Origin of the sequence: Streptomyces netropsis (assembly GCF_014203545.1) — a bacterium.
GTDB classification, from domain to species: Bacteria; Actinomycetota; Actinomycetes; order Streptomycetales; family Streptomycetaceae; genus Streptomyces; species Streptomyces netropsis.
On record NZ_JACHJG010000011.1, the window covers coordinates 53,986 to 78,530 of the forward strand.

General features: G+C 72.1%; 21 protein-coding genes. 12 read left to right on the top strand and 9 right to left on the bottom strand.

Features of this window, described 5'->3' with window-relative positions:
* Positions 1-1,038, bottom strand: a complete 1,038-nt coding sequence (gene ku / locus FHS38_RS24215) for a non-homologous end joining protein Ku (RefSeq protein WP_184736763.1) — start codon at positions 1,036-1,038, stop codon at positions 1-3.
* A 32-nt stretch (positions 1,039-1,070) separates the two neighbouring features.
* Between ku and ligD (FHS38_RS24220) the strand changes: the two genes are divergently transcribed.
* On the top strand, positions 1,071-1,973 hold the full coding sequence (gene ligD / locus FHS38_RS24220; protein ID WP_184736765.1) for a non-homologous end-joining DNA ligase: 903 nt from the start codon (positions 1,071-1,073) through the stop codon (positions 1,971-1,973).
* Between the two features lie 4 nt (positions 1,974-1,977).
* Here the strand turns inward: ligD (FHS38_RS24220) and ligD (FHS38_RS24225) are convergent, their stop codons facing one another.
* Together ligD (FHS38_RS24225) and FHS38_RS24230 are read right to left on the bottom strand one after the other, a co-directional pair.
* Positions 1,978-2,925: a non-homologous end-joining DNA ligase gene (gene ligD / locus FHS38_RS24225; protein ID WP_184737157.1), complete on the bottom strand. Its 948-nt coding sequence runs from the start codon at positions 2,923-2,925 to the stop codon at positions 1,978-1,980.
* A 53-nt stretch (positions 2,926-2,978) separates the two neighbouring features.
* Positions 2,979-3,986 carry a PHP domain-containing protein gene (locus FHS38_RS24230; protein WP_184737159.1) on the bottom strand — a complete coding sequence of 336 codons (1,008 nt, stop codon included), beginning with the start codon at positions 3,984-3,986 and terminating at the stop codon, positions 2,979-2,981.
* A 176-nt stretch (positions 3,987-4,162) separates the two neighbouring features.
* On the opposite strand from FHS38_RS24230, the gene FHS38_RS24235 reads away from it, so the two are divergent.
* A complete protein-coding gene (locus FHS38_RS24235) occupies positions 4,163-5,590 on the top strand; it encodes an FAD-dependent monooxygenase (protein ID WP_184736767.1) in 1,428 nt (475 codons plus the stop codon).
* A gap of 3 nt (positions 5,591-5,593) precedes the next feature.
* On the opposite strand, the gene FHS38_RS24240 is transcribed toward FHS38_RS24235, so the two are convergent.
* Positions 5,594-7,024, bottom strand: a complete 1,431-nt coding sequence (locus FHS38_RS24240) for a lipase maturation factor family protein (protein ID WP_184736769.1) — start codon at positions 7,022-7,024, stop codon at positions 5,594-5,596.
* Positions 7,025-7,092: 68 nt separating this feature from the next.
* Here FHS38_RS24240 and FHS38_RS24245 point away from each other — a divergent pair, with 68 nt between their 5' ends.
* The 4 genes from FHS38_RS24245 (at position 7,093) to meaB (ending at position 14,594) form a co-directional block, all read left to right on the top strand.
* Positions 7,093-9,180: a SpoIIE family protein phosphatase gene (locus tag FHS38_RS24245; protein WP_184736771.1), complete on the top strand. Its 2,088-nt coding sequence runs from the start codon at positions 7,093-7,095 to the stop codon at positions 9,178-9,180.
* A gap of 131 nt (positions 9,181-9,311) precedes the next feature.
* A complete protein-coding gene (mutA, locus tag FHS38_RS24250) occupies positions 9,312-11,225 on the top strand; it encodes a methylmalonyl-CoA mutase small subunit (protein ID WP_184736772.1) in 1,914 nt (637 codons plus the stop codon).
* A complete protein-coding gene (scpA, locus tag FHS38_RS24255) occupies positions 11,225-13,483 on the top strand; it encodes a methylmalonyl-CoA mutase (protein ID WP_184736773.1) in 2,259 nt (752 codons plus the stop codon). Before mutA ends, scpA begins: the two co-directional genes overlap by 1 nt.
* Positions 13,484-13,496: 13 nt before the next feature.
* Positions 13,497-14,594 (top strand): methylmalonyl Co-A mutase-associated GTPase MeaB, encoded by a 1,098-nt coding sequence (gene meaB, locus FHS38_RS24260; protein WP_184736774.1) that lies wholly within the window; start codon positions 13,497-13,499, stop codon positions 14,592-14,594.
* A gap of 39 nt (positions 14,595-14,633) precedes the next feature.
* Here the strand turns inward: meaB and FHS38_RS24265 are convergent, their stop codons facing one another.
* On the bottom strand, positions 14,634-15,959 hold the full coding sequence (locus FHS38_RS24265; RefSeq protein ID WP_184736776.1) for an aldehyde dehydrogenase family protein: 1,326 nt from the start codon (positions 15,957-15,959) through the stop codon (positions 14,634-14,636).
* A gap of 265 nt (positions 15,960-16,224) precedes the next feature.
* Here FHS38_RS24265 and FHS38_RS24270 point away from each other — a divergent pair, with 265 nt between their 5' ends.
* From FHS38_RS24270 to FHS38_RS24290, 5 genes are all read left to right on the top strand, one after another.
* On the top strand, positions 16,225-17,172 hold the full coding sequence (locus tag FHS38_RS24270) for an ATP-grasp domain-containing protein (RefSeq protein WP_184736778.1): 948 nt from the start codon (positions 16,225-16,227) through the stop codon (positions 17,170-17,172).
* Entirely contained in the window at positions 17,169-18,044 is an 876-nt protein-coding gene (locus tag FHS38_RS24275; protein ID WP_184736780.1) for an ATP-grasp domain-containing protein, read from the top strand. The genes FHS38_RS24270 and FHS38_RS24275 overlap by 4 nt, the downstream gene beginning before the upstream one ends.
* A gap of 139 nt (positions 18,045-18,183) precedes the next feature.
* Positions 18,184-18,741: a glycoside hydrolase family 25 protein gene (locus tag FHS38_RS24280; protein ID WP_184736781.1), complete on the top strand. Its 558-nt coding sequence runs from the start codon at positions 18,184-18,186 to the stop codon at positions 18,739-18,741.
* A 248-nt stretch (positions 18,742-18,989) separates the two neighbouring features.
* Positions 18,990-19,409 carry a hypothetical protein gene (locus FHS38_RS24285; RefSeq protein WP_184736782.1) on the top strand — a complete coding sequence of 140 codons (420 nt, stop codon included), beginning with the start codon at positions 18,990-18,992 and terminating at the stop codon, positions 19,407-19,409.
* A gap of 23 nt (positions 19,410-19,432) precedes the next feature.
* The gene (locus FHS38_RS24290) at positions 19,433-20,353 is read left to right on the top strand and encodes a hypothetical protein (protein ID WP_184736783.1); all 921 of its coding nucleotides are present in this window, start codon (positions 19,433-19,435) and stop codon (positions 20,351-20,353) included.
* 31 nt (positions 20,354-20,384) lie between these two features.
* On the opposite strand, the gene FHS38_RS24295 is transcribed toward FHS38_RS24290, so the two are convergent.
* Together FHS38_RS24295 and FHS38_RS24300 are read right to left on the bottom strand one after the other, a co-directional pair.
* Positions 20,385-20,561, bottom strand: coding sequence for a hypothetical protein (locus FHS38_RS24295; protein WP_184736784.1), 177 nt, complete (start codon positions 20,559-20,561; stop codon positions 20,385-20,387).
* A gap of 103 nt (positions 20,562-20,664) precedes the next feature.
* Positions 20,665-21,537: an undecaprenyl-diphosphate phosphatase gene (locus tag FHS38_RS24300; protein ID WP_184736785.1), complete on the bottom strand. Its 873-nt coding sequence runs from the start codon at positions 21,535-21,537 to the stop codon at positions 20,665-20,667.
* A gap of 271 nt (positions 21,538-21,808) precedes the next feature.
* Here FHS38_RS24300 and FHS38_RS24305 point away from each other — a divergent pair, with 271 nt between their 5' ends.
* Complete coding sequence (locus FHS38_RS24305; protein ID WP_184736787.1) at positions 21,809-23,107, top strand: helix-turn-helix transcriptional regulator; 1,299 nt, start codon at positions 21,809-21,811, stop codon at positions 23,105-23,107.
* A gap of 67 nt (positions 23,108-23,174) precedes the next feature.
* Here FHS38_RS24305 and FHS38_RS24310 read toward each other — a convergent pair whose 3' ends face one another.
* Both FHS38_RS24310 and FHS38_RS24315 read right to left on the bottom strand, forming a co-directional pair.
* Positions 23,175-24,107: an NADP-dependent oxidoreductase gene (locus FHS38_RS24310; RefSeq protein WP_184736788.1), complete on the bottom strand. Its 933-nt coding sequence runs from the start codon at positions 24,105-24,107 to the stop codon at positions 23,175-23,177.
* Positions 24,108-24,115: 8 nt separating this feature from the next.
* On the bottom strand, positions 24,116-24,511 hold the full coding sequence (locus FHS38_RS24315) for a nuclear transport factor 2 family protein (RefSeq protein WP_184736790.1): 396 nt from the start codon (positions 24,509-24,511) through the stop codon (positions 24,116-24,118).
* Positions 24,512-24,545 lie beyond the last annotated feature (34 nt).

Consider the following 24,545-nt stretch of genomic DNA (forward strand, 5'->3'; position numbering starts at 1 on the left):
TCAGGAGGCGCGGCTCGACTTCCGCGCGGCGGCCTTTTTGGTGGTTTTGGCGGCGGTCTTTCCGGCCGCCGCCGACTTCTTCGCGGTCGTGCCTTTGCCCGACCGGCCGGAGGACGAGCTCGACCGCTCGGTCTTCTTCGCGGCACTCTGTGCCGTCGCCTTCGCCGGTTTCCGTTCCGCCGTCGACTTCTTGGCCGTCGTCTTCTTCGCGGCCCCCCGGGAGCGCCGTCCGGCGGGCTCCTCCTTCCGGTCGCCCGTGTCGCCGCGCTCGGCGGCCCGGTCGATGGAGGCCTGGAGCGCGGCCATCAGGTCGATGACGTTGTCGGGCGCCGGGGCGGTCTCCTTCTTCGGTGCGGGCCTGTCCTCCAGATGGGCGGAGATCAGCTCGGCGAGGGCGACCTCGTACTCGTCCTCCAGGGCGTCGAGGTCGAAGTCCTCGGAGAGGGTGTCCATCAGGCTCGTGGCCATCTTCAACTCCTGCGGCCGCACGGTGACCGAGGAGGGCGGGGCGAGATCGCCGCTGTCGCGGACCTCGTCGGGCCAGTACATGGTGTGCAGGGTCAGCAGCTCGTCGTGGACCCGCAGCAGCGCCAGCGACTCCCGGGTGCGCAGCGCGATCTTGGTGACGGCGACCCGCTCGGTCTGCTTCAAGGTCTCCCGGAGCAGGACGTACGGCTTGTTGGCCGCCGGGCTCTCGGGGGCCAGGTAGTACGCGCCGGAGAGCTGGAGCGGGTCGATGCTCTCGGCGTCCACGAAGGCCAGCACGTCGATGAGGCGCTTGCTCGGCAGCGGCAGCCCCGTCATCTCCTCCTTGGTGACGACGGCGACGTGCCCCTCGTCGTCCTCGTAGCCCTTGGCGATGTGTTCGAAGTCGACCTCCTCGGAGCAGAGGTCGCAGACGCGCTTGAGATGGATCCGGCCCCCGTCGGCGTCGTGGACCTGGTGCAGCTTGACGCCGTGCTCCTGTGTGGCGGCGTACAGCCGTACGGGCACGGACACCAGCCCGAAGCCGATCGCGCCTTTCCACATCGTCCGCATAGTTTTATCCCTCCAAGGGGAATTCCTACCTTATGCCCGCTTCTTCGGACCGGCAGGTGGTGGAAGTCGACGGTCACCGGCTGTCCCTGTCGCACCTGGACCGGGTGCTGTTCCCCGCCACGGGCCACACCAAGGCGCAGCTGCTGCGGTACTACGCCGGGATCGCCCCGGTGATGCTGCCGCACGTCACCGGGCGGCCCGCCTCCTTCGTCCGCGCCCCCGAGGGCCCGGCCGGGGAGAGCTGGGTCGCCAAGAACCCGCCGCCCGGGGCACCCGGATGGGTGCCGGTGGTGCCGGTGGAGCACCGCGAGGGGACCACCGAACAGGTCGTGATCGACTCCACCGCCGCGCTGGTGGCCATGGCGAACCTCGGCGCGTACGAGGTGCACGTCCCGCAGTGGAAGGCCGCCGCCGGGCGCGACGGCCACGACCGGCTCGTCCTCGACCTGGACCCCGGCCCGGGCGCCGACCTGGTGCTCTGCTGCCGCGTCGCCCAGCGGCTGCGCCAACTCCTCGACGCCGACGGGCTCACCGCCCACGCCGTGGTCTCCGGTTCCAAGGGCCTGCACCTCTACGCGCCCATCCACCCCGCCTCCGGCCGCGCCACCGCGCACTACGCCAAGGACCTGGCCGGCCGCATGATGGGCGAACACCCCGGGCTCGTGGTCGTCTCCATGACGCGCGCGGAACGCCCCGGCAAGGTCCTCATCGACTGGTCGCAGAACGCGAGCGCGAAGACCACCGCCGCCCCCTACACCGTGCGCCTGCGCGAGAGCCCCGGCGTCGCCGCCCCGGTCGGCTGGGACGAGGTCGCCGCCGCCGGCGAGCCGGGCGACCTCGCCTTCACTCCCGAGGAGGTCCTCGACCGCGTCGCCGCGCACGGCGACCTCCTCGCGCCGCTGGCCGCCGACGCCCCCCGCGGCGCGCTCCCGTGACGGCTCATTCGAGCCGCGTCAGATCCGGGCGCAGCCGGTGCCAGGTCGGATGCCGCATCCGGCCGGCGGGCGTCCAGCCGGAGAAGGCGACCTCGGCGACCAGCCGGGGCTCGACCCAGTGCGCACCCGGTACGTCGACCGGGTTCACGAACGGCGGATCGGCGCGCCGGAGCACCCCGAGATAGCGTGCGAGATCCCGGCGCTCGTACTCGGACAGGCCCGACCCGACGGAGCCGATGTACCGCAGACCGGCCGGCTCCCACAGACCCGCCAGGACCGCCCCGGGCAGCCCGGTGAGCCCGCCGCGGCCCTCCGCCCAGCCGCCGATGACCACGTCGAGGGTCGACAGGTGCTTGGTCTTGCGCCACTCGGGTGACCGGACCCCCGGGGTGTACACGGACCACAGCCGTTTCGCCATCACCCCCTCCAGCCCGTTGCGCAACGTGGCATCCCACGCCTGTCGCCCGTGCCCCTCCAGATACCCCGGCACCGACCAGCTCGGTCCGCCGAGCCCCATCCCGGACAGCACCGCACGCCGCTCCCGGTAGGTGGAGCCGAGCAGCGACCAGCCGTCCAGATACATCAGGTCGAACAGCATCAGGTGGACCGGGCACTCCATCGCCAGGTGTGCCGCGCGGCGCGGATTGACCACACCGATCCGGCGCTGGAGCAGCCCGAAGTCGGGGCGGCCCGAGGCGTCCAGGACCACGACCTCGCCGTCGAGGACCGCGGGCCGGCCGCGCAACTGCTCCCCGAGCGCGGCCAGCTCGGGATAGGTCGTGGTCGCGTCGTTGTCCGCCCGGGTGGTGAGCTTGAGGGTGCCGTCGCCCGGCGCGCCGACGACGAGGCGCACCCCGTCCCACTTGGCCTCGAACGCCCAGCCCGCGTCCTCCCCCTCTGCCGGCAGCGGGCCGGGGGTGGCCAGCATCGGCCGGATCACGGGCAGCGTCATGTCTTCGATGATCAGGGGGGTCGCGGACGCTCGCAGGTCGGCCGCGCGGGCCGTCAGCGGGAGCGGGTCCACTTCAGCAGCTCCGGCGCGCTCCACGTGTTGACGATCCGGTCGGCGGGCACCCCGCACTCCTCGGCGCGGGCGCAGCCGTGGATCTGCCAGTCCAGCTGGCCGGGCGCGTGGGCGTCGCTGTCGATGGAGAACAGCACCCCCGCGTCGAGGGCCTGCCGGAGCAGCCGGCGTGGCGGGTCGAGCCGCTCGGGACGGCTGTTGATCTCCACGGCGGTACCGAAGCGGGCGCACGCGGCGAAGACCATCGCCGCGTCGAACTCCGACTCCGGTCGGCTGCCGAGCAGCCGCCCCGTGCAGTGACCGAGGATGTCCGCGAGGGGGTTGGCCACGGCCGACACCAGACGACGGGTCATGCTCTCCGCGTCCATCCGCAGCTTCGAATGCACCGAGACGACCACCACGTCCAGCCGCTCCAGCAGCTCGGGATCCTGGTCGAGCGAGCCGTCGGCGAGGATGTCGCACTCGATCCCGGTCAGCAGCCGGAAGTCCTTCCCGAGCCGCTCGTCGACCTCGGCGACCACGTCGAGCTGCGCCCGCAGCCGCTCCGCCGTGAGGCCCCGGGCGACCGTCAGCCGGGGGGAGTGGTCGGTGAGCACCGCGTACTCGTGCCCGAGCGCCTTGGCCGTGGCGGCCATGACCTCGATCGGGCTGCCGCCGTCCGACCAGTCCGAATGCAGATGGCAGTCGCCGCGCAGTGCGGCCCGCAGCTCCTGCCCGCCCTCGGTCAGCGGCCCGCCGGCCTCTTCCTCCAGCCGTGCCAGGTATTCCGGTACCCGGCCCGCCGAGGCCTCGGCGACGACCGCCGCGGTCTTCGGCCCGATCCCCTTCTCCCGGGTGAGGGAGCCGTCCGCCGCCCGTCGGCGTACCTCCTCGGCGGGCAGCGCGGAGATCACCTCGGCGGCCGTACGGAACGCCTTCACCCGGTACGTCGGCGCCCCGGTCCGCTCCAGCAGGAACGCGATCCGGTCCAGCGCCTCCACCGGTTCCACCACGTCACCGCCTCGCCTCGTCCCGGACCCGGGCCCCACCCTCTACCGTGCGCCACCCCCCGCCCGGGCGCACGCCGTCCCGCCCGGGAAGGGTTCAAGGCTTGGGCCGTATGGGCAGTGACCTCTCGTCACTGCCCCTCGCGCGCCTGCGCCCAGCCCGTCAGGAGAGCCGAGCCATGAGCGATCCGCACAGCGGCACTACCGCCCGACGCACCGGGACCGGCCGGGCGGTGGTGCTCGGTGGCGGGATGGCCGGGATGCTGGCCGCGTCCGTCCTCGCGGACCGGGTCGACGAGGTCGTCGTCGTCGACCGGGACCGGATGCCGGCCGGGGCCCGGTCGCGCAAGGGGCTGCCGCAGGCCCGCCACGCCCATCTGCTGATGGCCGGTGGCGCCCGGGCCGTCGAGGCCCTGCTGCCCGGCACGACCGACCGGTGGGTGGCCGCCGGCGCCCGGCGGATCGCGGTGCCGACGGATCTGGTGGTGCTGGGGCCGCACGGCTGGTTCCCCCGTCGGCCCGAGATGCAGTTCATGGTGGCCTGCACCCGTGACCTGCTGGACCTGGTCGTACGCGAGCAGGTGCTGGCCCGCCCGGGGATCACCCTTCGGGAGGGCACCGAGGCGGTGGCCCTGACCGGCGGCGCCGGGCGGGTCACCGGGGTACGGGTCCGTGACACCGGCGCGGACCGGGCCGGGACGATCGAGGCCGACCTGGTCGTCGACGCCTGCGGCCGTGGTTCCCGGGCGGCCCGCCGGCTCGCGGAGCTGGGGCTGCCCGACGTCCGAGAGGAGACCGTCGACGCCGGGCTGGTCTACGCGACGCGGATCTTCCGGGCCCCGGCGGGCAGCGAGAACTTCCCCCTCGTGACCGTCCAGTCCGACGCGCGAGTCCCCGTGCCCGGCCGCGGCGCGACACTGGTCCCGATCGAGAACGGCCGCTGGCTGGTCACCGCCTCCGGGACGCGCGGCGGCGAACCCTCGCGCGAAGCCGAGGATTTCGAGCCGTTCCTGCGCAGCCTGCGCCACCCCCTCGTCGCCGATCTGATCGCGGGCGCCGAGCCGCTCACCGAGGTGCACCTCACCCGCAGCACCGTCAACCGCCGCCGCTATTTCGAGCGGCTGCCCGTCTGGCCCGAGGGGTTCGTGGTGCTGGGCGACGCGCTCGCGCAGTTCAACCCCGTCTACGGGCAGGGCATGTCCGTGGCGGCCCAGAGCGCCGCCGCGCTGCGCGACGTCCTCGGGGAGCGGGAGCCGGACGCCCCCGGACTGGCCCGGAGCGTCCAGCGGTCGGCCGCCCGGGTGGCGGGCCGCGCCTGGGACCTGGCGACGGGCGAGGACATCAACTACCCCGGTGCCGTCGGGGCACGGCCCCCGGTCGCGGCCCGGCTGCTGCGGGGCTATTTCATGCGGCTGATGCGCACCTCGACGGGGAACCCGACGGTGCTGCGGCACCTGATGGACGTCATGACGCTGTCCGCACCGATGACCGACCTGGTCAGGCCGGAGGTGGTGCTCGGTGTGCTGCGCGGCCCCGGACGTGCCGCCCAGGCCGGGCCGACGATCACCCCCGCCGAGCTGGCGCTGTGCGGACCGGGCCCGAGCTGAGGCTCAGCGGGGCCGCAGGGCCACCGGCGGCAGGAACTCGTGCTCCAGCGTCCGGTGCCACCAGGCGCCGGTGGCCCGCCGCTCCTGGCGGGTGGTGAAGCGGTAGCGGTAGACCCGGGCCCGGACATGGGTGGGCGGGGCGTCGGGAAAGGGGTTGTACCGCAGCAGGCGCAGCGTCGCCGGGTCGCCCTCCAGCAGCCTTTCGACGAACGGGCCGAACCAGGACTGCGCGTAACTCGGCGAGATGCCGGCGAACCACATCAGCCAGTCGAGCCGTAGATGGTAGGGGGCGAACTGGCGCGGCGTCCGGCGGACGTCGCCGGGCTTCCCCTTGAAGCCGTACTCCTTCCACACCGTCCCGGGCCCGAGCCCCGCCGCGTCGGTGCCCTCCACCACCACCTCATGACGGAGGCGGTTGATGCTGCCGAACGCCCCGTAGGTGTTGACCAGGTGAAACGCGTTGAAGGACATATTCATCCGCTGGTGCCGCGAGAGCATGTTGCGCGCGGGCCACCAGCTCATGACGACCACGAGGGCCGTCGCGGCGACGACGAGGACCTCGTACCAGAGCGGGGGAGCGGGCAAGGGGGTGTGCGCGGGCAGCGACAGCAGCTTCGCCAGTGCCGCCCCGTCGACGGCGGCGAAGGCGAGGACGATCGTCAGCCAGTTGAGCCAGGCGAAATTGCCGGAGGCGACGAGCCAGAGCTGGGTGCAGATGATCAGCCCCGCCGCGCAGCTCGCGACGGGCTGCGGGGTGAAGAGCAGGACGGGCACCACCAGCTGGGCGACGTGGTTGGCGGCCACCTCGACCCGGTGCAGGGGCCGGGGCAGACGGTGGAAGAACCAGCTCAGCGGGCCGGGCATCGGCTGGGTCTCGTGGTGGTAGTACAGACAGGTCAGGTCCCGCCAGCAGCTGTCCCCGCGCATCTTGATCAGCCCGGCGCCGAACTCGACGCGGAAGAGCAGCCAGCGCATCAGCCACAGCACCAGCACGGGCGGGTCGGTGCGCGCGTTGCCGAGGAAGACGGCGAGGAACCCCGCCTCCAGCAGCAGGGATTCCCACCCGAACGCGTACCAGGTCTGGCCCACGTTGACGATCGACAGATACATCACCCACAGGGCCGCCCACAGCACCATCGACGCCCACAGCGGCACCGCGTCCGCCGCCCCCGCCACGACCGCGCCCGACAGCAGGACACCAGCCCACGCCCAGACGGCGAAGAAGCGGTCCGAGTAGTGCAGCTGGAAGACCCCGGGAGCCCGTAGGAAGGGCACCCCGCGCAGGTACCGCGGCACCGGCAGCATGCCCCGCTCCCCGATGAGCGGGCGGAACTGCAGGGCCGCACCCAGGAAGGCCACCAGGTAGACCGCGGCGAGGGCCCGCTGGAGCACCAGTCGGCTCAGCCAGTACCCGGACTCCGTGAACCACTCCATGGCGTATCCGTACCACCCGACCGCGCAGTCGCATCGAAGAAACGGACAAAAGATGGCAGAGTGGCTCCATGGTTGATCGGGGAGCGACGCCTGCCGCCGGAGCGCAGCCGGACGACTGGCCCGCTCGCCCGGAGCTGAGCCTCGCCCTCAACCGCATCGGCACCTTCGACTGGGACCTCGACAGCGGGCGGCTGCACCTGGACCCCGAGGCGCTGGAGATCCTCCATGTGCCGACGGAGGAGTTCGAGGGCCACATCACCGACATCGGCGGCCGCGTGCCGCGGTCCGACGCCGTCATGCTCGACTCCCTGGTGGCCAGGGCGATGAAGGACGGCAGCGAGACCTACGGCGCGTACTACCACGTGCGGGACGACGACGGTGCGCTGCACTGGACCTACACCCAGGGCCGGATCCTCCGCGACGAGCAGGGGCGCCCCTGCCGCATCGTCGGCGTCGTCCGCGACGCCGCCGAGGAGCTCAGCCACGTCGCCGAGCCGCGCGACGGAGCCGAGGAGCCCCGCCACCAGACCACCGTCGTCGAGACGACCACCGCCGCCCTCGCCCACGCCAGAACGGTCGAGGACGTCATCGACTTCTTCAAGGACTCCCGGGCCGTGGAACACCTCGGCGCCGACCTCCTGGTCCTCGGCCTCGTCGACTCCGGCCGGATCCATCTCGTCGCCGAGGGCCCGGAGGAGCACTACATCCCCGGCACGCGCTACACCCGGATCGACGACAACTTCCCCATGAGCGAGGTCATCCGCACCCTGACCCCGCGCTTCATCGAATCCCGCGAGGAGTTCGCCACCTCCTACCCCTGGCTCTGGGAGCGCATCAAGGACATCGGCATCTCCTCCGCCGCCTACCTGCCGCTGATCGCCCAGGCCCGCCCCATCGGCGCCCTCGGCCTGCTCTACCGCGAGGGCCGCGGCTTCACCCGGCAGGAGCGCAACCTCTTCATCGCCCTCGGCAGCAGCCTCGCGCAGAGCCTGGCCCGGGCGATGCTCTTCGACCAGGAGCACGACCTCGCCGAGGGCCTTCAGCAGTCCATGCTGCCGCGCCGCATCCCCGACGTCCCCGGCGCGCAGATCGCCGTGCGCTACCGCTCCGCCCGGATGGGCCGGGACATCGGCGGCGACTGGTACGACGTGATCCCGCTGCCCGGCGGCCGGGTCGGAGCGGTCATCGGGGACGTACAGGGCCACGACACCCACGCCGCCGCCGTCATGGGCCAGCTGCGGATCGTCCTGCGGGCCTACGCCACCGAGGGGCACGCCCCGGCGACGGTGATGGCCCGCGCCTCGTCGTTCCTGCACGAGCTGGACACCGACCGCTTCGCCACCTGCTCCTACGTCGAGGCCGACCCTTCCACCGGCATGCTGCAACTCGTCCGCGCCGGCCATATAGACCCCCTGCTGCGGCACCCCGACGGCACCTGCCGGCGGCTGCCGCTCGCGGGCGGGCTGCCGCTCGGGCTCTCCGCCGAGTTCGGCCGGACCGACTACCCGGTGACGACCGTGGAGCTGGACCCGGGGGAGACCCTGCTGCTGTTCACCGACGGCCTGGTCGAGCAGCCCGGGGCCGACCTCGACGACGGCATGCAGATCCTCGCCGGCATCGTCCGCGACGGCCCCTACGACCTCCAGGCCCTGGCCGACAAGCTGTGCGACGTGGTCGAGGAACGGGTCGGCGAGGACGACATGGCCATCCTGCTGCTGCGCCGCGAGGGCGTCGCCGCCCGTGGCGGCGGCCGGCTCCAGCAGCACATCGCCCCCGCCGACCCCGAGGCGCTGTCCGCGGCCCGTCATATGATCCGGGCGGCGGTACGGGCCTGGGGCGCCCGGGAACGCTCGGACGAGATCGAGCTGGTCGCCGACGAGTTGGTGACCAATGCCCTGCTGCACACCGACGGGGCCGCGGTGGTGACGATCCGTATGCTCAGCGGCCCCGAACGCCGGCTGCGGCTCGAGGTGGAGGACAAGTCCAGTACGCTGCCGCGCCGCCGGGAACCGGGCGAGTCGGGGGTCTCGGGCCGGGGCCTGCTGCTGGTGGACCGGCTGGCCGACGTCTGGGGCGTGGAATCGCGCGGCACCGGCAAATCCGTATGGTGCGAATTCGTCGTGCCCGAACGGCACGAACGCCAGGAAGCGGACTGACGAACGGCGTTCGAAGACCACGCCGAAGCAGGGGGCGCCGAACGGCGGCGGGCGCCGTCGGACCCGGAAGAGGCCAAGGTCACAGCGGTTGCCCCTGCTACGGGACGCGTCCGCGCCCTAGCCTTCCCCCCATGACGGTCCAGCCTGATGACGGCTTCTCCCTGGCCGCCGAGTTCCCGGACGCGACCCGTGAGCAGTGGCAGCGCCTTGTCGAGGGCGTACTACGCAAAGCGGGCACGGCGGATGCCACGGGCTCGGCGGCCGAGGACGCGCTGAACACCGCACTCCAGGACGGGCTCACCACCCGCCCGCTCTATACCGCCGAGGACGCCGAAGCGGCCGGTACGGGCCCCGCCGGGCCCGGCTATCCCGGCTTCCCGCCGTTCGTCCGGGGCGGACGCGTGGCGGGCACCGCCGTCGCGGGGTGGGACGTCCGCCAGCGCCACGCCCTCCCGGACCCCCGGCGCGCGAACGACGCCGTACTCGCCGACCTCGAGAACGGCGTCACCTCCCTCTGGCTGACCGTCGGCGCGGCGGGCCTGCCCACGGACGGCCTCGCGGCCGCCTTGGAGGGCGTCTACCTGGACCTCGCACCCGTCGTACTCGACGCGGGCACCGAGACCGGGGCCGCCGCCCGCGAGCTGCTGCGCCTCTACGACGAGCGCGGGGTCGCGCCGCACGCGGCGATGGGCAACCTCGGCGCGGACCCACTGGGCACCCTGGCCCGTACGGGCACCGACGGCGACCCGGCCGAGCCCCTGGCGGCCGCCGCCGAGCTCGCCGCGCTGTGCGCCCGCGACTACCCCGGCCTCCGGGCCCTGACCGTCGACGCGCTGCCCTACCACGAGGCCGGCGGATCGGCCGCCCAGGAACTCGGCTGCTCCCTCGCCACCGGCGTCGCCTACCTCCGAGCGCTCACCGCGGCGGGGCTGGGCACCGAAGCGGCCTGCGCGCAGCTGGAGTTCCGCTACGCGGCCACCGCCGACCAGTTCCTGACCATCGCCAAGCTGCGCGCCGCGCGCCGGCTGTGGGCCAGGGTCGCCGAGGTGTGCGGCGCGACCCCGGGCGCGGCAGCACAGCGCCAACACGCCGTCACCTCCTCGGTCATGATGACCCGTCGCGACCCGTGGGTGAACATGCTGCGCACCACCGTCGCCGCGCTGGGCGCCGGAGTGGGCGGCGCCGACTCCGTGACCGTACTGCCCTTCGACGACGCCCTCGGCCTGCCGGACGCCTTCGCCCGCCGGATCGCCCGCAACACCTCCTCCATCCTGCTGGAGGAGTCCCACCTGGCCCGGGTCATCGACCCGGCCGGCGGCTCCTGGTACGTGGAGCGGCTGACCGACGAGCTCGCCCACGCGGCCTGGGCCTGGTTCCAGGAGATCGAGCGCGCCGGCGGTCACGCCGCGGCGCTCGGCTCCGGGCTCGTGGGGGAGCGGCTGGCGGACACCTGGCAGCAGCGGTCCGCGCGGCTCGCGACCCGGAAGGAACCGATCACGGGCGTCAGCGAGTTCCCGAACCTGGCCGAGGAGCCGGTGCGGCGCGAGGCACCGGCCGCCGCGCCGGCCTCGGGCGGCCTGCCGAGGGTCCGCCGCGACGAGGCGTTCGAGGCGCTGCGGGCCCGCTCCGACGCGCACCTGGCACGGACCGGGGCCCGGCCGCGGGTGTTTCTGGCCAATCTGGGCCCCGCCGCGGCCCACACCGGCCGCGCGACCTTCGCCGCCAACCTGTTCCAGGCCGGCGGCATCGAGGCCGTGCCCGGTGGCGGCCCCCTCGGCGTCGACGCGGACACCGCCGCCAAGGCCTTCGCCGACAGCGGAGCCACCGTGGCCTGCCTGTGCTCCAGCGACAAGCTGTACGCGGAGCGGGCCGAGGACGTCGCGACCGCCCTCAAGGCGGCGGGAGCGCGATGGCTGTATCTCGCGGGAGCGCCGGGCGAGCGGCGGGAAGCATATCTACGGGCCGGAGTCGACGAGTTCGTCGTCGCGGGCGGCGACGCGGTCGCCGTCCTGACCTCCGTCCTCGACCGTATGGGAGTGGCGTGATGCAGGGCAGCACGGGAGCGCCGGGAAGCCCCGGCCGGACGGGCGGGGTCCCGGACTTCACCGACATCGAGCTGGGCCCTCCGCACACCGGGGCCGACGGCCCGGCCGACCCCGGCCAGTGGCGGGCGGCCCTGAAGGAGAGCACCGGCAAGAGCGCCGAGGACCTCGTCTGGGAGACCCCCGAGGGCATCGGCGTCAAGCCGCTCTACACCGCCGAGGACCTCGACGGGCTGGACTTCCTCGCCACCTACCCGGGCGTCGCGCCCTACCTGCGCGGCCCCTACCCGACGATGTACGTCAATCAGCCCTGGACCATCCGGCAGTACGCCGGATTCTCCACGGCCGAGGAGTCCAACGCCTTCTACCGCCGCAACCTGGCGGCCGGCCAGAAGGGTCTCTCCGTCGCCTTCGACCTGCCGACCCACCGCGGCTACGACAGCGACCACCCGCGCGTCACCGGCGACGTGGGCATGGCCGGCGTCGCCATCGACTCCATCTACGACATGCGGCAGCTCTTCGACGGCATCCCGCTGGACAAGATGAGCGTGTCGATGACGATGAACGGGGCCGTACTGCCCGTCCTCGCCCTCTACATCGTCGCCGCCGAGGAGCAGGGCGTACCGCCCGAGAAGCTGGCCGGGACCATCCAGAACGACATCCTCAAGGAGTTCATGGTCCGCAACACCTACATCTATCCGCCCCGGCCCTCGATGCGGATCATCTCGGACATCTTCGCGTACACCTCGCAGAAGATGCCGCGCTACAACTCCATCTCCATCTCCGGCTACCACATCCAGGAAGCCGGAGCCACGGCCGACCTGGAGCTGGCCTACACCCTCGCCGACGGTGTGGAGTACCTGCGCGCCGGGCTCGGCGCCGGACTGGACGTGGACGCCTTCGCGCCCCGGCTGTCGTTCTTCTGGGCGATCGGCATGAACTTCTTCATGGAGATCGCCAAGCTGCGGGCGGCCCGGCTGCTGTGGGCCAGACTCGTCAAGCAGTTCGAGCCGCAGAACACCAAGTCGCTGTCGCTGCGCACCCATTCGCAGACCTCCGGCTGGTCGCTCACCGCGCAGGACGTCTTCAACAACGTGGCGCGCACCTGCGTCGAGGCCATGGCGGCGACCCAGGGACACACCCAGTCGCTGCACACCAACGCCCTCGACGAGGCCCTCGCCCTGCCCACCGACTTCTCCGCCCGCATCGCCCGCAACACCCAGCTCCTCCTCCAGCAGGAGTCCGGGACCTGCCGGGTGATCGACCCCTGGGGCGGCAGCGCCTACGTCGAGCGGCTCACCCACGACCTCGCCCGCCGCGCCTGGCAGCACATCCAGGAGGTCGAGGCGGCCGGCGGCATGGCCCAGGCCATCGACGCGGGCATCCCCAAGCTGCGCGTCGAGGAGGCCGCGGCCCGCACCCAGGCCCGCATCGACTCCGGGCGCCAGCCGGTGATCGGCGTCAACAAGTACCGCGTCGACAGCGACGAGCAGATCGACGTCCTCAAGGTCGACAACTCCTCCGTGCGCGCCCAGCAGATCGACAAGCTGCGGCGACTGCGCGCCGAGCGCGACGAGCAGGCCTGCCAGGACGCGCTGCGCGCGCTCACCGCCGCGGCCGGCGCCGGCCACCAGGAGGGCGGCGGCCTGGAGGGCAACCTCCTCGCGCTCGCCGTGAACGCCGCCCGCGCCAAGGCGACCGTCGGCGAGATCTCCGACGCTTTGGAGAAGGTGTACGGACGGCACGCCGGCCAGATCCGTACGATCTCCGGTGTGTACCGCGACGAAGCCGGACCCTCGTCCGGGGTGGAGCGCACCCGCGCCGTGGTGGAGGCGTTCGAGCGGGAGGACGGCCGCCGCCCCCGCATCCTGGTCGCCAAGATGGGCCAGGACGGCCACGACCGCGGCCAGAAGGTGATCGCCACCGCCTTCGCCGACCTCGGCTTCGATGTCGACGTCGGCCCGCTCTTCCAGACGCCGGAGGAGGTCGCCCGGCAGGCGGTGGAGGCCGATGTGCACATCGTCGGCGTCTCCTCGCTCGCCGCCGGCCACCTCACGCTCGTGCCCGCGCTGCGCGAGTGCCTGGCGGAGGAGGGCCGGGAGGACATCATGATCGTCGTGGGCGGGGTCATCCCGCCGCAGGACATCCCGACACTGCGGGAGATGGGCGCCGCGGCGGTCTTCCCGCCCGGAACGGTCATCCCGGACGCGGCCCACGACCTGCTGAAGACCCTCGCCGGGGTCCTCGGCCACGAGCTGTGAGCCCGGATCGCTGATGGCTCCCTTTTCTCCCGAGAGTGATCCCCGCGAGGCCGATCCCCGCGAGACGGTTCCCCGTAAGGCCGTCCCGCGCCGGGCGATCGATGTCGACGCCTACGTCAAGGGCGTGCTGGACGGCAAGCGGGCGACCGTCGCCCGCGCCATCACCCTGGTCGAATCGGTACGGGCCGATCACCGGGAGGCCGCCCAGCGGATGCTCACCGAGCTGCTGCCGCACGCGGGCACGGCACGCCGGATCGGCATCACCGGCGTGCCCGGCGTGGGCAAGTCCACCTTCATCGACGCCCTCGGCACCCTGCTCACCGGCCTCGGCCACCGGGTCGCGGTGCTGGCCGTCGACCCCTCCTCCAGCCGCACGGGCGGCAGCATCCTCGGCGACAAGACCCGCATGGAGCGGCTCGCCGTCGACCCCGCGGCGTTCGTCCGGCCCTCACCCACGGCTGGCACCCTCGGCGGCGTGGCCAAGGCCACCCGCGAGACGATGGTCGTGATGGAGGCGGCGGGCTACGACGTCGTGCTGGTCGAGACCGTCGGCGTCGGCCAGTCGGAGACCGCCGTCGCCAACATGGTCGACACCTTCCTGCTGCTCACCCTCGCCCGCACGGGCGATCAGCTCCAGGGCATCAAGAAGGGCGTCCTGGAGCTGGCCGACATCGTCGCCGTCAACAAGGCCGACGGCCCGCACGAACGCGACGCCAAGTCCGCCGCCCGCGAACTGGCCGGTGCGCTGCGCCTGCTCCAAGCGCCCGACGCGGCCTGGAACCCGCCCGTGCTGACGTGCAGCGCACGGGAGGGCACCGGCCTCGACACCTTGTGGGAGCGGCTGGAACAGCACCGACGAGTCCTCGAGGCCACGGGCGAACTGGCCGCCAGACGCCGGGAGCAGCAGGTCGACTGGACCTGGACCATGGTCCGTGAACAGCTCCTCGCCGAGTTGCGCGACCATCCCGAGGTGCGCCGCACGGGCCCCGGCCTCGAACAGCGGGTGCGCGAGGGCACGCTGCCGGCGAGCCTGGCCGCCGAGCGGCTGCTGGAGGCGTTCCGCGCCCCGCGCGACGGCGGGGGATCCGCCCCGGGCCGGTCCGGGGCCTGACGCGGCGTCGGCTCCGGACCGGGCACCCGGCCCGAGCGGTCAGGCCGCCAGCGGCTTGTCGAGCACGGCCTTGCGGTGGCTGAACGTCTCGATCGAATAGCGGCCGTGGTAACGGCCCATGCCGCTCTCGCCGACCCCGCCGAACGGCAGCTCCGGGACGGTGAGGTGCGCCAGCGGCAGCCCGAACCCGAGGCCCCCCGAGGAGGTCTCCTCCGCCAGCCGCCGCCGGGTGGCGTCCGACTCGGTGAACGCGTACAGGGCCAGCGGCTTGTCCCGCTCGTTGACGAAGTCGATCGCCTCGTCGAGCCCCGGCACCTCGACGATCGGCAGGATCGGCCCGAAGATCTCCTCCCGCATGACGGGGGAGCCGGGGTCGACGCCGGCCAGCACGGTCGGCGCGATGTACTTCGCCGCCCGGTCGTGCCCGCCTCCGACGACGAGCCGCCCGGAGTCCAGGAGCGCGGTCAGCCGGTCGAAGTGCCGGGTGTTCACGATCCGGCCGTACTCGCCGGACGCGGCGGGGTCGCTTCCGTACAGGGCACCGACCGCCTCGGCCAGGGCGGGCTCCAGGGCGCGGGCGGTCTCCGGGTCGGTCAGCACGTAGTCGGGCGCCACACAGGTCTGGCCGGCGTTGAGGAACTTGCCCGCCGCGAGCCGGGCCGCCACCGTCCGCACGTCCGTACCCCGGTCGACGAAGACCGGTGACTTGCCGCCGAGCTCCAGCGTGACCGGGGTGAGGTGCCGGGCCGCGGCCGTCATGACGATCCGTCCCACGACGCCGTTGCCGGTGTAGAAGATGTGGTCGAAACGCTGCTCCAGCAGGGCCGTGGTCTCCGGAACGCCGCCCTCCACCACGGCCACCGCCCGTGCGTCGAGGTACTCGGGCAGATACCGGGCGAGGGCCGCCGAGGTGGCGGGGGCCAGCTCGCTGGGCTTGGCCACCACGCAGTCGCCCGCGGCGAGCGCCCCGACGACGGGAGCCAGCAGCAGCTGCGCCGGATAGTTCCAGGGGGCGATGACGAGGACGACGCCCAGCGGGTCGAGGACCGTCCACGCCGAGGCGTCCGCACCCAGGCGGGCCGGCACGGCGGCGGGCTCGGGGCGCAGCCAGTCCTCCAGGTGCTCCAGGGTGTGGTCGATCTCGCGCACGGTGAAGTCGATCTCGGTGCGGTACGCCTCGGCCCGGCTCTTGCCCAGGTCCGCGCGGAGAGCCTCGGCGAAGTCCTCGCCCCGCTCGGTGAGCATGGCGCGCAGCGCGCGCAGCTGCCCGGTGCGCCAGGCCAGGGGCTTGGTGCCGCCGGTGCGGAAGAACGCGCGCAGCCGGGCGACGGCGTCGGCGGGCTGCTCGGACTCGTGGGGTCGCATGGTGTCCTCGGTTTCCTTGCCGGTCGAAAGCTTTAGGGTTTCAAGTAATAATACATGTAAATACCAATGATTGATGTTGTCAAGTTAATCGGTGTGTGGTGGAAGCGGTGCCGAGCGCCCGACGGGACGGCCGGTGGGCGCGGTGCGCGGCCCCGGCGCAATACCGACAGCCCGGAAGCTCTTGTCCGAACGCCCATGACATCCTGAGCCGGTCACAGTTCTGCCGGACGGGATCGGCGGACGTCCGGGATTCGAGGATGCACCAATGAGACTCTGCTTCCTGGTGGAGGAGCAGTACCGGCACGACGGCATGCCGGTGAACGTGATCCGCCAACTGACTGCCTGGGGTCACCGGGTGGATGTGGTGCGCCCCGGCAGCTCGCTGCTGAGACTCTCCGAGACGGTACGCGCGGGCGACCACGACGCCTGGGTGCTCAAAACGGTGTCCGGCGGACCGGGGCTGACGCTGCTGGAAGCGGCCGCCACCATCGGTCTGACCACGGTGAACGACGCCCGCGCGATCCGCGGGGTGCGCGACAAGGCGCTGGCCGCGGTCATCGCCGAACGCCACGGACTGCCCGTCCCGGTGACCTACGCGGCCGCCCGGCCGGAGGAGTTCGCGGAGATACCCGCGGCCGAGTACCCACTGGTGGTCAAGCCCGCCGACGGCAGCTCGGGGCGGGCGGTCCGGCTGGTGCCGACCCCGGGGGAACTGGTGGCCTCCGGACGGGAGGGCGCCGGTGAGGGCATGCTGATAGCCCAGCCGTACGTGCCCAACGCGGGCGTGGACCTCAAGGTGTACTGCGTCGACGGCGAGTTCTTCGCGACCGAACGCTGCTCCCCGCTGCACCCCGACCGGCCGGGCCGTGAGCGCCAGGTGCCGCTGACCGCCGAGGTGGCGGCGATCGCCGCCGAGGTCGGGGCGGCTTTCGGCCTCGACCTGTACGGGCTGGACGTCGTCCTCGGTCCGGACGGCCCGGTGGTCGTGGACGTCAACGACTTCCCGAGCTTCCGTCAGGTGCCGGACGCGGTGGCCCGGGTGGCGTGGGCCGTCCTGCGACTGGCCCACGCCGGTACACAGGCGCCCGGGACGGCATCCGGTCCGTACACCTCTTCCTTCGCTTCCTCCCCGTACGCCCCGTCCGCCCTGGACCTCCCGAACCTTCCGGCCGAGTCGGCATCGGCCTCCGCCCCGGTCGGCGGCACCGCATGAGGGTCTGTCTGCTGACGCCCGCTCCGGATCACCCGCTGCTGGCCGCGACCACCGAGCTACTGACGCCCCGCCACCGGGTCGAGACCCTGGACCCCGGCGCGGGCAGCGGCCCGGCCGCCCGCTCGGTGGACCCGTCCGCGCTCGCCGACGTCTATCTGATGAAGACCCGGACGCCCCGGGCCCTGGCCCTCGCCCGCCATCTGGAGGCGAACGGGGCACCGGTCCTGAACTCGGCCGCGGCGACCGAGCTGTGCCAGGACCGGACGGCCATGGCAGACCTGGCCCTGAGTGCCGGGTTGCCCTTCGTCGCCACGACCACCGCGCCCCGCCTCGGGCACCTGATGGAGACGGACGCGTCCCTGACCGTTCCCGTGGTGGTCAAGAGCCGCCACAGCCGGCGCCACGACCTGGTGGCCCGCGTCGACGACACCGCACGGCTGCGGTCGCTGGCCGCCGAGTGGCGCGACGAGCCGGTGGTCGTCCAGCAGTTCACCCCGAACGACGGCTGGGACCACAAACTCTGGGTGATCGGGGACGCGGTGTTCGCCGAGTTCCGCCGGTCGGAACTGGCCGCGCCCGCGGCCGCGCGGACCCGCCCGCTGCCGGTGCGCGACCTGCCCGCGGACTGGCTCGACGTGGTGCGGCGCGTCGGCGAGGTCTTCGCGCTCGACGTGTACGGGGTCGACCTCCTCGACGTGGCGGGAGCGCCGCTGATCGTCGACATCAACGCCTTCCCCGGTGTCCGGGGACAGCGCGGCGCCCCCGAGGCGCTGGCGGACCTGGCGCTGCGCACGGCGGCCGGCCGGCACCGCCCGCGCACGCTCGCCGTGGGCGCTGCCGCATACGGACCCCGGCCGACTGTAAAGGCTTAGCGGCTTTCTCCCCGCGGGCAGGGCGAACGTTTCGTATGAGTATCCCCACCGGATGTCGGAGCTCTCGCCAATGCGCCGGTCCGGATCGATACTGCTGACGCTCCCTTGTCGTGCTGTCCGGAATGCGGAGGAGGCCGGCATGATTCACGGCATCGATGTCAGCAGTTACCAGAGCGAGAAGTACCCGGTGGACGGATACGACTTCGTCTTCGTCAAGGTCACCGAAGGTGTCTCCTACACCAACCCGAAATGGGTGGCCCAGCGCGACCGGGCCCGGGCGGCGGGACTCGTGGTCGGCTACTACCACTACGTCACGGCCGGGTCCATGTCCGCGCAGGGGGACTACTTCCTCGGCAAGATTAAATTGCAGCCGGGGGACGTCCTGGCCCTCGACTGGGAAGAACCGAAGGTCCCCTGCAAGGACAAGGACCGCTGGCTGAACCATGTGCGCGCCAAGGCGCCCGGCCATCAAGTGGTGCTCTACTGCAACCGCGACTACTGGCTCAACCGCGACACGACCAGCGAAGCGGGCGACGGGCTGTGGATCGCGGACCCCGATCATCCGGCCGGTCGCCCGGCCGTCAAGCACCCGTGGACGTTCCACCAGTACAGCTCGGCGGGCAATCTGGACCGTAACGCCGGCCGGTTCGACGACCGCGCGGCGCTGCGGGCATGGGCGCGCGAGAAGGCGGAGTAGGAGGGAATCAGGTCACCGGCCCTCTCCCGCGGGGCGGTTTGGGGCGATACGCGGGACCTTCGTACGGGCATACCCCGCCATTCCGGATGGATGCCATGGACACGCTCTTTGCGGGTGGGCTAGGTTCGCCCTGCTCGAAAGCCGGGCTTTTCCTTTCCGAGGTCACGCCCAGGCGCACGCAACGTACGTGCCCCCTTTTCGCCCGGACGTGAATGCCCCGACGTCCGCCCAGAATGGCAGGTGGTTCGATGCGACTGAAGCATGCCCTCATCGCGGCCTCGTTGACGGGTGCCGCGACCCTCGCGCTCGCCCCCACGGCCCAGGCGGCGGCACCGCCGGACCCCCATTGCCTCGGGGCCCGGGCATTCTGCCTCTGGTACAACTCCAACCAGCAGGGCTCGGTGGCCGGCTGGGACCTCAGCACGGGGTTCCAGGGATTTCCCAACCTGAAGGACGCGGGCAGATTCCTCACCCCCGGCGCGGGACAAGGCGTGCCGGTGAAGAACAATGCCGCCTCCGCCACCTATCAGTTCCCCGGCCAGTGCCACGGCGATGTGAAGGTGTTCGTCAACAGCGGATGGAGCGGCCCGTACGACACGGTGCCGGCGTGCAGCGCGATCAATCTGGTGAAGACCAAGAATGACAATGCCTCGTTCCTGGTGAACTGAAGCCCACCGGGAGGCAAGAGCGCATGACGCGTCCGACTCGCCGCCGCGTCGGCAGGTCCCGGCTCCCGATCGCGCTGCTCGCGTGCGGCGCCTGCCTGATCACGGCGTCCTGCACCACGGGCGGCGAGGAGGACGCACCGGCCGCGGAGCCGTCGGCACCCCCGACGGTGCACACCACCCCGTCGGCCGGTGCCCGGCCGGGCCCGCTGCCCCTGGACGGCCACTTCCTCTCGCGGGAGGACCACGAGAAGCTCCGGTCGGCGCTGGACCTGCTCGTCGCGGCATGCATGAAGCGGGCGGGAGTGCCGCTGCCACCCGCACCGGCGGTCGCCGCCGAGCCGCCGCGGCACGAGCGGCGGTACGGAATCAGCACCCCCGAACAAGCGGCCCGCTACGGCTACCACTTGGCGGAGCGTACGACGCCGCCGACGCCCCCGCCGGTCACCGCGCGCCAGCAACGGGCGCTGTCGGGCACACCCGACGGAAAGCCGGGGCCGGGCGGCAGCCCGCCCCAGGGCTGCAACGCGGCGGCCGCAGAGAGGATCACCGGCACGGATTCCTTTCCGGCCGATGCTCTCGTCGTACGGCAGCTGAACATGGACTCGTTCGAACAGTCGAAGAATGACGCGCGCGTGCGCATCGTGCTGCGGAAATGGTCGGACTGCATGAAGGGCGACGGGTTCTCCTACACCGACCCGCTGGCCGCCCCTCGGTCGATGGCGGCCGGACCCCGCGCCTCCGCCCGGGAAATCGCCACGGCCCGCGCGGACGTCGCCTGCAAGGAGAAGACGCGTCTCATCGGTGTGTGGAGCGCGGTGGAATCCGCTTACCAGAACCGGCTCATCAAGGAGCGTGCGAAGGAACTCACCGCCGCGCGGCGGGAGCACGACGACCGACTACGACGCGCCGCCGAGGTCCTGCGCTCCTTTGCCCCCTCCTCCTGACGAGCCCCCTCCAGGCCCTGCCCGCGGCCCGTCACGCCGCCGTCTCGAACCCCGCCCGCACGGCCGCCACCCACCGCGCCCGTAGTGCTTCGTACTCGGACCGCTCGGATCCCGACAGCGCCCGGCCGCGCCGCGCCGACAGGAACGCCCGTATCGCGGCGTTCAAGGCAGTGGCGTCCGGGTGCGGGGGAGCAGCGGTAGTTGACATGGCAACAGGTTAAGGGAGGCCGCTGACAAAGGAGCCGGTATCGCGGCCGCGGTTCCGTGGACGTCGGCCCTCCGCCGTCCCGCACACGGGCGGACTGTCCGGCTCAGCCCGCGTTCTCGCCCGCGTGCGGGCTCAGCACATCCGCCCCCACCAGCGCGAACAGCAGCAGACCGAGCAGGACGCGGTAGATCACGAAGGGCATGAAGCTCTTGGACGAAATAAACCGCATGAACCACGCGATGACGGCGTAGCCGACCACGAAGGCGATGACCGTGGCGAAAATCGTCGGCCCCCACGCCGTGTGCCCCTCACCCGCGTCCTTCAGTTCGAAGAGGCCCGACGCGAGGACGGCGGGGATGGCCAACAGGAACGAATAGCGGGCGGCGGACTCCCGGGTGTAGCCGATGAACAACCCGCCACTGATCGTCGCTCCGGACCGTGAGACACCCGGGATCAGCGCCATCGCCTGGCAGGCCCCGAAGATGAGCCCGTCGCGGGTATTGAGCTGCTCCAGGCTCTTGCGCTCCTTGACGGCCCGGTGGCGCCCGCCCTGCTCGTCGCGTGCCGCGAGCCGGTCGGCGAAGCCCAGCACGATGCCCATGACGACGAGCGTGGTGGCGATCAGCCGCAGATCGCGGAACGGGCCCTCGATGGCGTCCTTGAGCAGCAGGCCCAGCACTCCGATGGGGATCGAGCCGACGATCACGAGCCAGCCCATCTTGGCGTCGTGGTCATGACGCATCCGGCGGTCGAACAGCGATCGGAACCAGGCGGAGACGATGCGTGCGATGTCCTTGCGGAAATAAATGATGACGGCGGTCTCGGTGCCGATCTGTGTGATCGCGGTGAATGCGGCTCCGGGATCCTGCCAGTCCGCGAACGCGGCGGTCAGCCGCAGGTGGGCGCTGGACGAAATCGGCAGGAATTCCGTCAAGCCCTGGACGAGCCCGAGGATGAGAGATTCGAACCAGGTCATGGAGTCAGCGCCATCCCAAAAATGATCATGGCCCGACCGGTGCAGATGGGGTCAGGCGGGCTCTACGGGTTTCCGAGGGAGCCAGTCGATGCGGATCATCCACCGGGCAGGAGGCAGATTAGCGTCATCGAAGTGAACGTTTACTGAAGTCGCGGCCGTCCGGGGCGAGGTGTCCACACATTGTCCTGAACGCCTCTGCCTAGTCTTCCGGCTAGCCAGGACTAGCCGGAAGGCCGGTAGGCGGAGGTGGGGTGTCCACTACCATCGACATATGGTGTATGCGGACTGGGGGGACCCGCAGCGCACGCTGGCTGTGGCGAAAGCATTGATGCGGGCGCCCCTCAAGGAGATTCTGTCCACGCTGTCGGAGGCCATGACCGACCTCATACAGCACCACGCCCTGGTCATGCTCACCGGCGACTGTCCCAAGTCGGCGACGTGGAATCACGGTGACGCCGAGCTGACGCAGGACGTCACCTCCACCGAGCTGGCGGCCCTCGCCACGCACGTCGACGTCGGCAAACCATGGTTCGGCGAGGCACGCCTCGCGGGCTCGCTCCGCCCGGTGCTGGCCGTGGCCTCCGCACCACCCGGCTCGGCGGGGGCCATGCTGGCGGTGCTGCCGGCCGACGGCAGCGCCCCCGAACCGCGGGTGCTCGCGGTGATCCAGCAACTGTGGGACCTCGCGACCGTACGGGTGATCGACCTGATGCCCCAGGCGGTGCCGGTCGACATGGCCGGCCCCTGGATCGCCAACAGCGAGCGGGCCCGGGTCGTCGCCAATCTGACCGACGCCCACGCCACCACGCTCACCACTCTGCTCGGCGTCCTGCGCACCCGCACCCTCGACGCCGAGGCCGCTCGCCGGACCGCCACCGACATCGCGGTCTCGGCCCTGGTCGAGCTGCGGGCGACCGGTGAGGACGAGGAGCTGCCGCCCGAGGAGACGGTCGGCGGTGCCTTCGGGCGGCTGTCCGACATGCTGGGTCTGCTCTCCCGGTACAGCAATGTGGAGCTGGAGTTCTCCCCGCCCGACTGCCGGCAGCGTCTGTTGCCCGCGGACATCGCCCGGGCCGCGCTCACCACGGCACGTGGCACCGTACTGACCATGCTCGAACAGGGCGGGGTCAGCCGGATCCGGGTGAGCTGGCAGGTCGAGGACACCGAACTCCGGACGACCATCCGGGACGACGGTCCGGGGACACTCGCCGCCGAGGCGCTCGCCGTGCACCGGCTCACCGACCGGGTCGCGGCGCTCAACGGCGCCCTGCACGTCGACGCCGTCCCGGAATGGGGCACGATCGTGACCGCCCGGCTGCCGCTGACCGCACCCGACCGCCCGCACAGCGATCCCTTGGGCGGCCTCAACCCCCGTGAGCTGGACGTCCTCGAGCGGCTGGTCCACGGCCACCGCAACCGGGCGATCGCGCAGCAGCTCCAGATCAGCGAACACACCGTCAAATTCCATGTGGCCAAGATCCTCAAGAAACTCGGCGTCAATTCCCGGGGCGAAGCGGCGGCGCTCGCCCGCGCCTCGGGATTCCCCACCGCGCTGTCACTGGTGACCTAGAGCGCCCGGCGGACGGACGGGGGAGGACCCGGCGGCGTGGTCCGTCAGGTCCTCCTCGCGCCCGGTCTCACATGGTGAGGACGACCTTGCCCGTGGTGGAGCCCGAGTCGATCAGCCGATGCGCCTCGACGGCCTCGGCGAGCGGCAGTATCCGGTCGATCCGGGGCCGTAGCCGGCCCGCGTCGACCAGCTCCGCGAGCGCCGCCAGCCCCACCTGATCCGGCTCGGCGGTCACCCCGACGACCCGCAGACCGCGCTCCGCCGCCCGGCCGGCGAGCCCGGTATCGCGCATGTCGACGATCGTGACCAAGGAACCGCCCGGCCTGAGCACGTCCAACGAACGTATCGCGGTGTCACCGCCCACACCGTCGAGCACGACGTCCACCTTGCCGACCACGGCCGCGAAGTCCACCGCGCGATAGTCGACGACCTCGTCGGCCCCCAGCCGGCGGACGAAGTCGTGCTTGGCCGCGCTCGCGGTCGTCACGACCTCGGCCCCCCGGGCCTTGGCGATCTGGATCGCCAGATGACCCACACCGCCACCGCCGGCGTGGATCAGGACCCGCTGACCGCTCCCGACCGCCGCCGCGTCCACCAGCGCCTGCCAGGCGGTCAGCCCGGCCAGCGGCAGCCCGGCCGCCGCGGGGTGGTCGAGGGCGGCCGGCTTACGGGCCAACTGCCGGGAGGGTGCCGTGAGGTATTCGGCGTACCCGCTCGCCGCGCGCGGAATGAGCGGCATGCCGTAGACCTCGTCGCCGACGGCGAAGCGGGTGACCCCCGGAGCCACCTCCTCCACCACGCCGGAGACGTCCCAGCCGAGGGTGAACGGCGGCGGACCCAGAAAGGGGACGGCACCGGAGCGCACATGCGCGTCGATCGGATTCACCCCGGCCGCGTGGACCCGGACGAGCACCTCGTTCAGCGACGGACGCGGACGGTCCACCTCGGTCAGCTCCAGCACCTCCGGTCCGCCGAAGGACCGTTGGGTGATCGCTCGCATCCTGGCCGTCATCGGGCGTCCGACACCATCTCGTCCAGGGTGGTGCCCTCGGGAACGGCCTGCCCCACATCCCAGTGCTCGGCCAGCTTGCCGTCCTCGACGCGCCAGATGTCGACCACGACCGCCGGCGGCGCGTCCGGGGCGATCCTGGCCACGCTGTGGGTCCAGACGAACTCACCCTCGGCGATCATGCGCCGGACCGTCAGCGAGAACGCCGGGAACGGCCGGGCGGCCTGCTCCCGGAAGCTCTCGACCGTCCGGTTCCGTCCCACGCCGACCCCGGGATGGTGGTTGGCGAAATCCTCGGTGAGCAGCGACTTCGCGCGGTCGAAGTCCTTGTCGTTGTAGAACGCCTCGATGTACTCGGAGACGAGGTCCTTGTTCGCCTTCAGGGAATCGGACATCCGGTGCTCCTCTGTCGGAAGGTCTGCGCGTGTG

Bases quoted from the DNA above. Each gene is read 5' to 3' on its own strand.
- FHS38_RS24270 (WP_184736778.1), top strand. From the start codon at position 16,225: ATGAGACTCTGCTTCCTGGTGGAGGAGCAGTACCGGCACGACGGCATG.
- FHS38_RS24305 (WP_184736787.1), top strand. From the start codon at position 21,809: ATGGTGTATGCGGACTGGGGGGACCCGCAGCGCACGCTGGCTGTGGCG.
- mutA (WP_184736772.1), top strand. From the start codon at position 9,312: ATGACGGTCCAGCCTGATGACGGCTTCTCCCTGGCCGCCGAGTTCCCG.
- scpA (WP_184736773.1), top strand. From the start codon at position 11,225: ATGCAGGGCAGCACGGGAGCGCCGGGAAGCCCCGGCCGGACGGGCGGG.
- FHS38_RS24245 (WP_184736771.1), top strand. From the start codon at position 7,093: ATGGTTGATCGGGGAGCGACGCCTGCCGCCGGAGCGCAGCCGGACGAC.
- FHS38_RS24240 (WP_184736769.1), bottom strand. From the start codon at position 7,024: ATGGAGTGGTTCACGGAGTCCGGGTACTGGCTGAGCCGACTGGTGCTC.
- FHS38_RS24280 (WP_184736781.1), top strand. From the start codon at position 18,184: ATGATTCACGGCATCGATGTCAGCAGTTACCAGAGCGAGAAGTACCCG.
- FHS38_RS24290 (WP_184736783.1), top strand. From the start codon at position 19,433: ATGACGCGTCCGACTCGCCGCCGCGTCGGCAGGTCCCGGCTCCCGATC.
- meaB (WP_184736774.1), top strand. From the start codon at position 13,497: ATGGCTCCCTTTTCTCCCGAGAGTGATCCCCGCGAGGCCGATCCCCGC.
- FHS38_RS24285 (WP_184736782.1), top strand. From the start codon at position 18,990: ATGCGACTGAAGCATGCCCTCATCGCGGCCTCGTTGACGGGTGCCGCG.
- ligD (WP_184736765.1), top strand. From the start codon at position 1,071: ATGCCCGCTTCTTCGGACCGGCAGGTGGTGGAAGTCGACGGTCACCGG.
- FHS38_RS24265 (WP_184736776.1), bottom strand. From the start codon at position 15,959: ATGCGACCCCACGAGTCCGAGCAGCCCGCCGACGCCGTCGCCCGGCTG.
- FHS38_RS24315 (WP_184736790.1), bottom strand. From the start codon at position 24,511: ATGTCCGATTCCCTGAAGGCGAACAAGGACCTCGTCTCCGAGTACATC.
- FHS38_RS24235 (WP_184736767.1), top strand. From the start codon at position 4,163: ATGAGCGATCCGCACAGCGGCACTACCGCCCGACGCACCGGGACCGGC.
- ligD (WP_184737157.1), bottom strand. From the start codon at position 2,925: ATGACGCTGCCCGTGATCCGGCCGATGCTGGCCACCCCCGGCCCGCTG.
- FHS38_RS24310 (WP_184736788.1), bottom strand. From the start codon at position 24,107: ATGCGAGCGATCACCCAACGGTCCTTCGGCGGACCGGAGGTGCTGGAG.
- FHS38_RS24295 (WP_184736784.1), bottom strand. From the start codon at position 20,561: ATGTCAACTACCGCTGCTCCCCCGCACCCGGACGCCACTGCCTTGAAC.
- FHS38_RS24275 (WP_184736780.1), top strand. From the start codon at position 17,169: ATGAGGGTCTGTCTGCTGACGCCCGCTCCGGATCACCCGCTGCTGGCC.
- FHS38_RS24300 (WP_184736785.1), bottom strand. From the start codon at position 21,537: ATGACCTGGTTCGAATCTCTCATCCTCGGGCTCGTCCAGGGCTTGACG.
- ku (WP_184736763.1), bottom strand. From the start codon at position 1,038: ATGCGGACGATGTGGAAAGGCGCGATCGGCTTCGGGCTGGTGTCCGTG.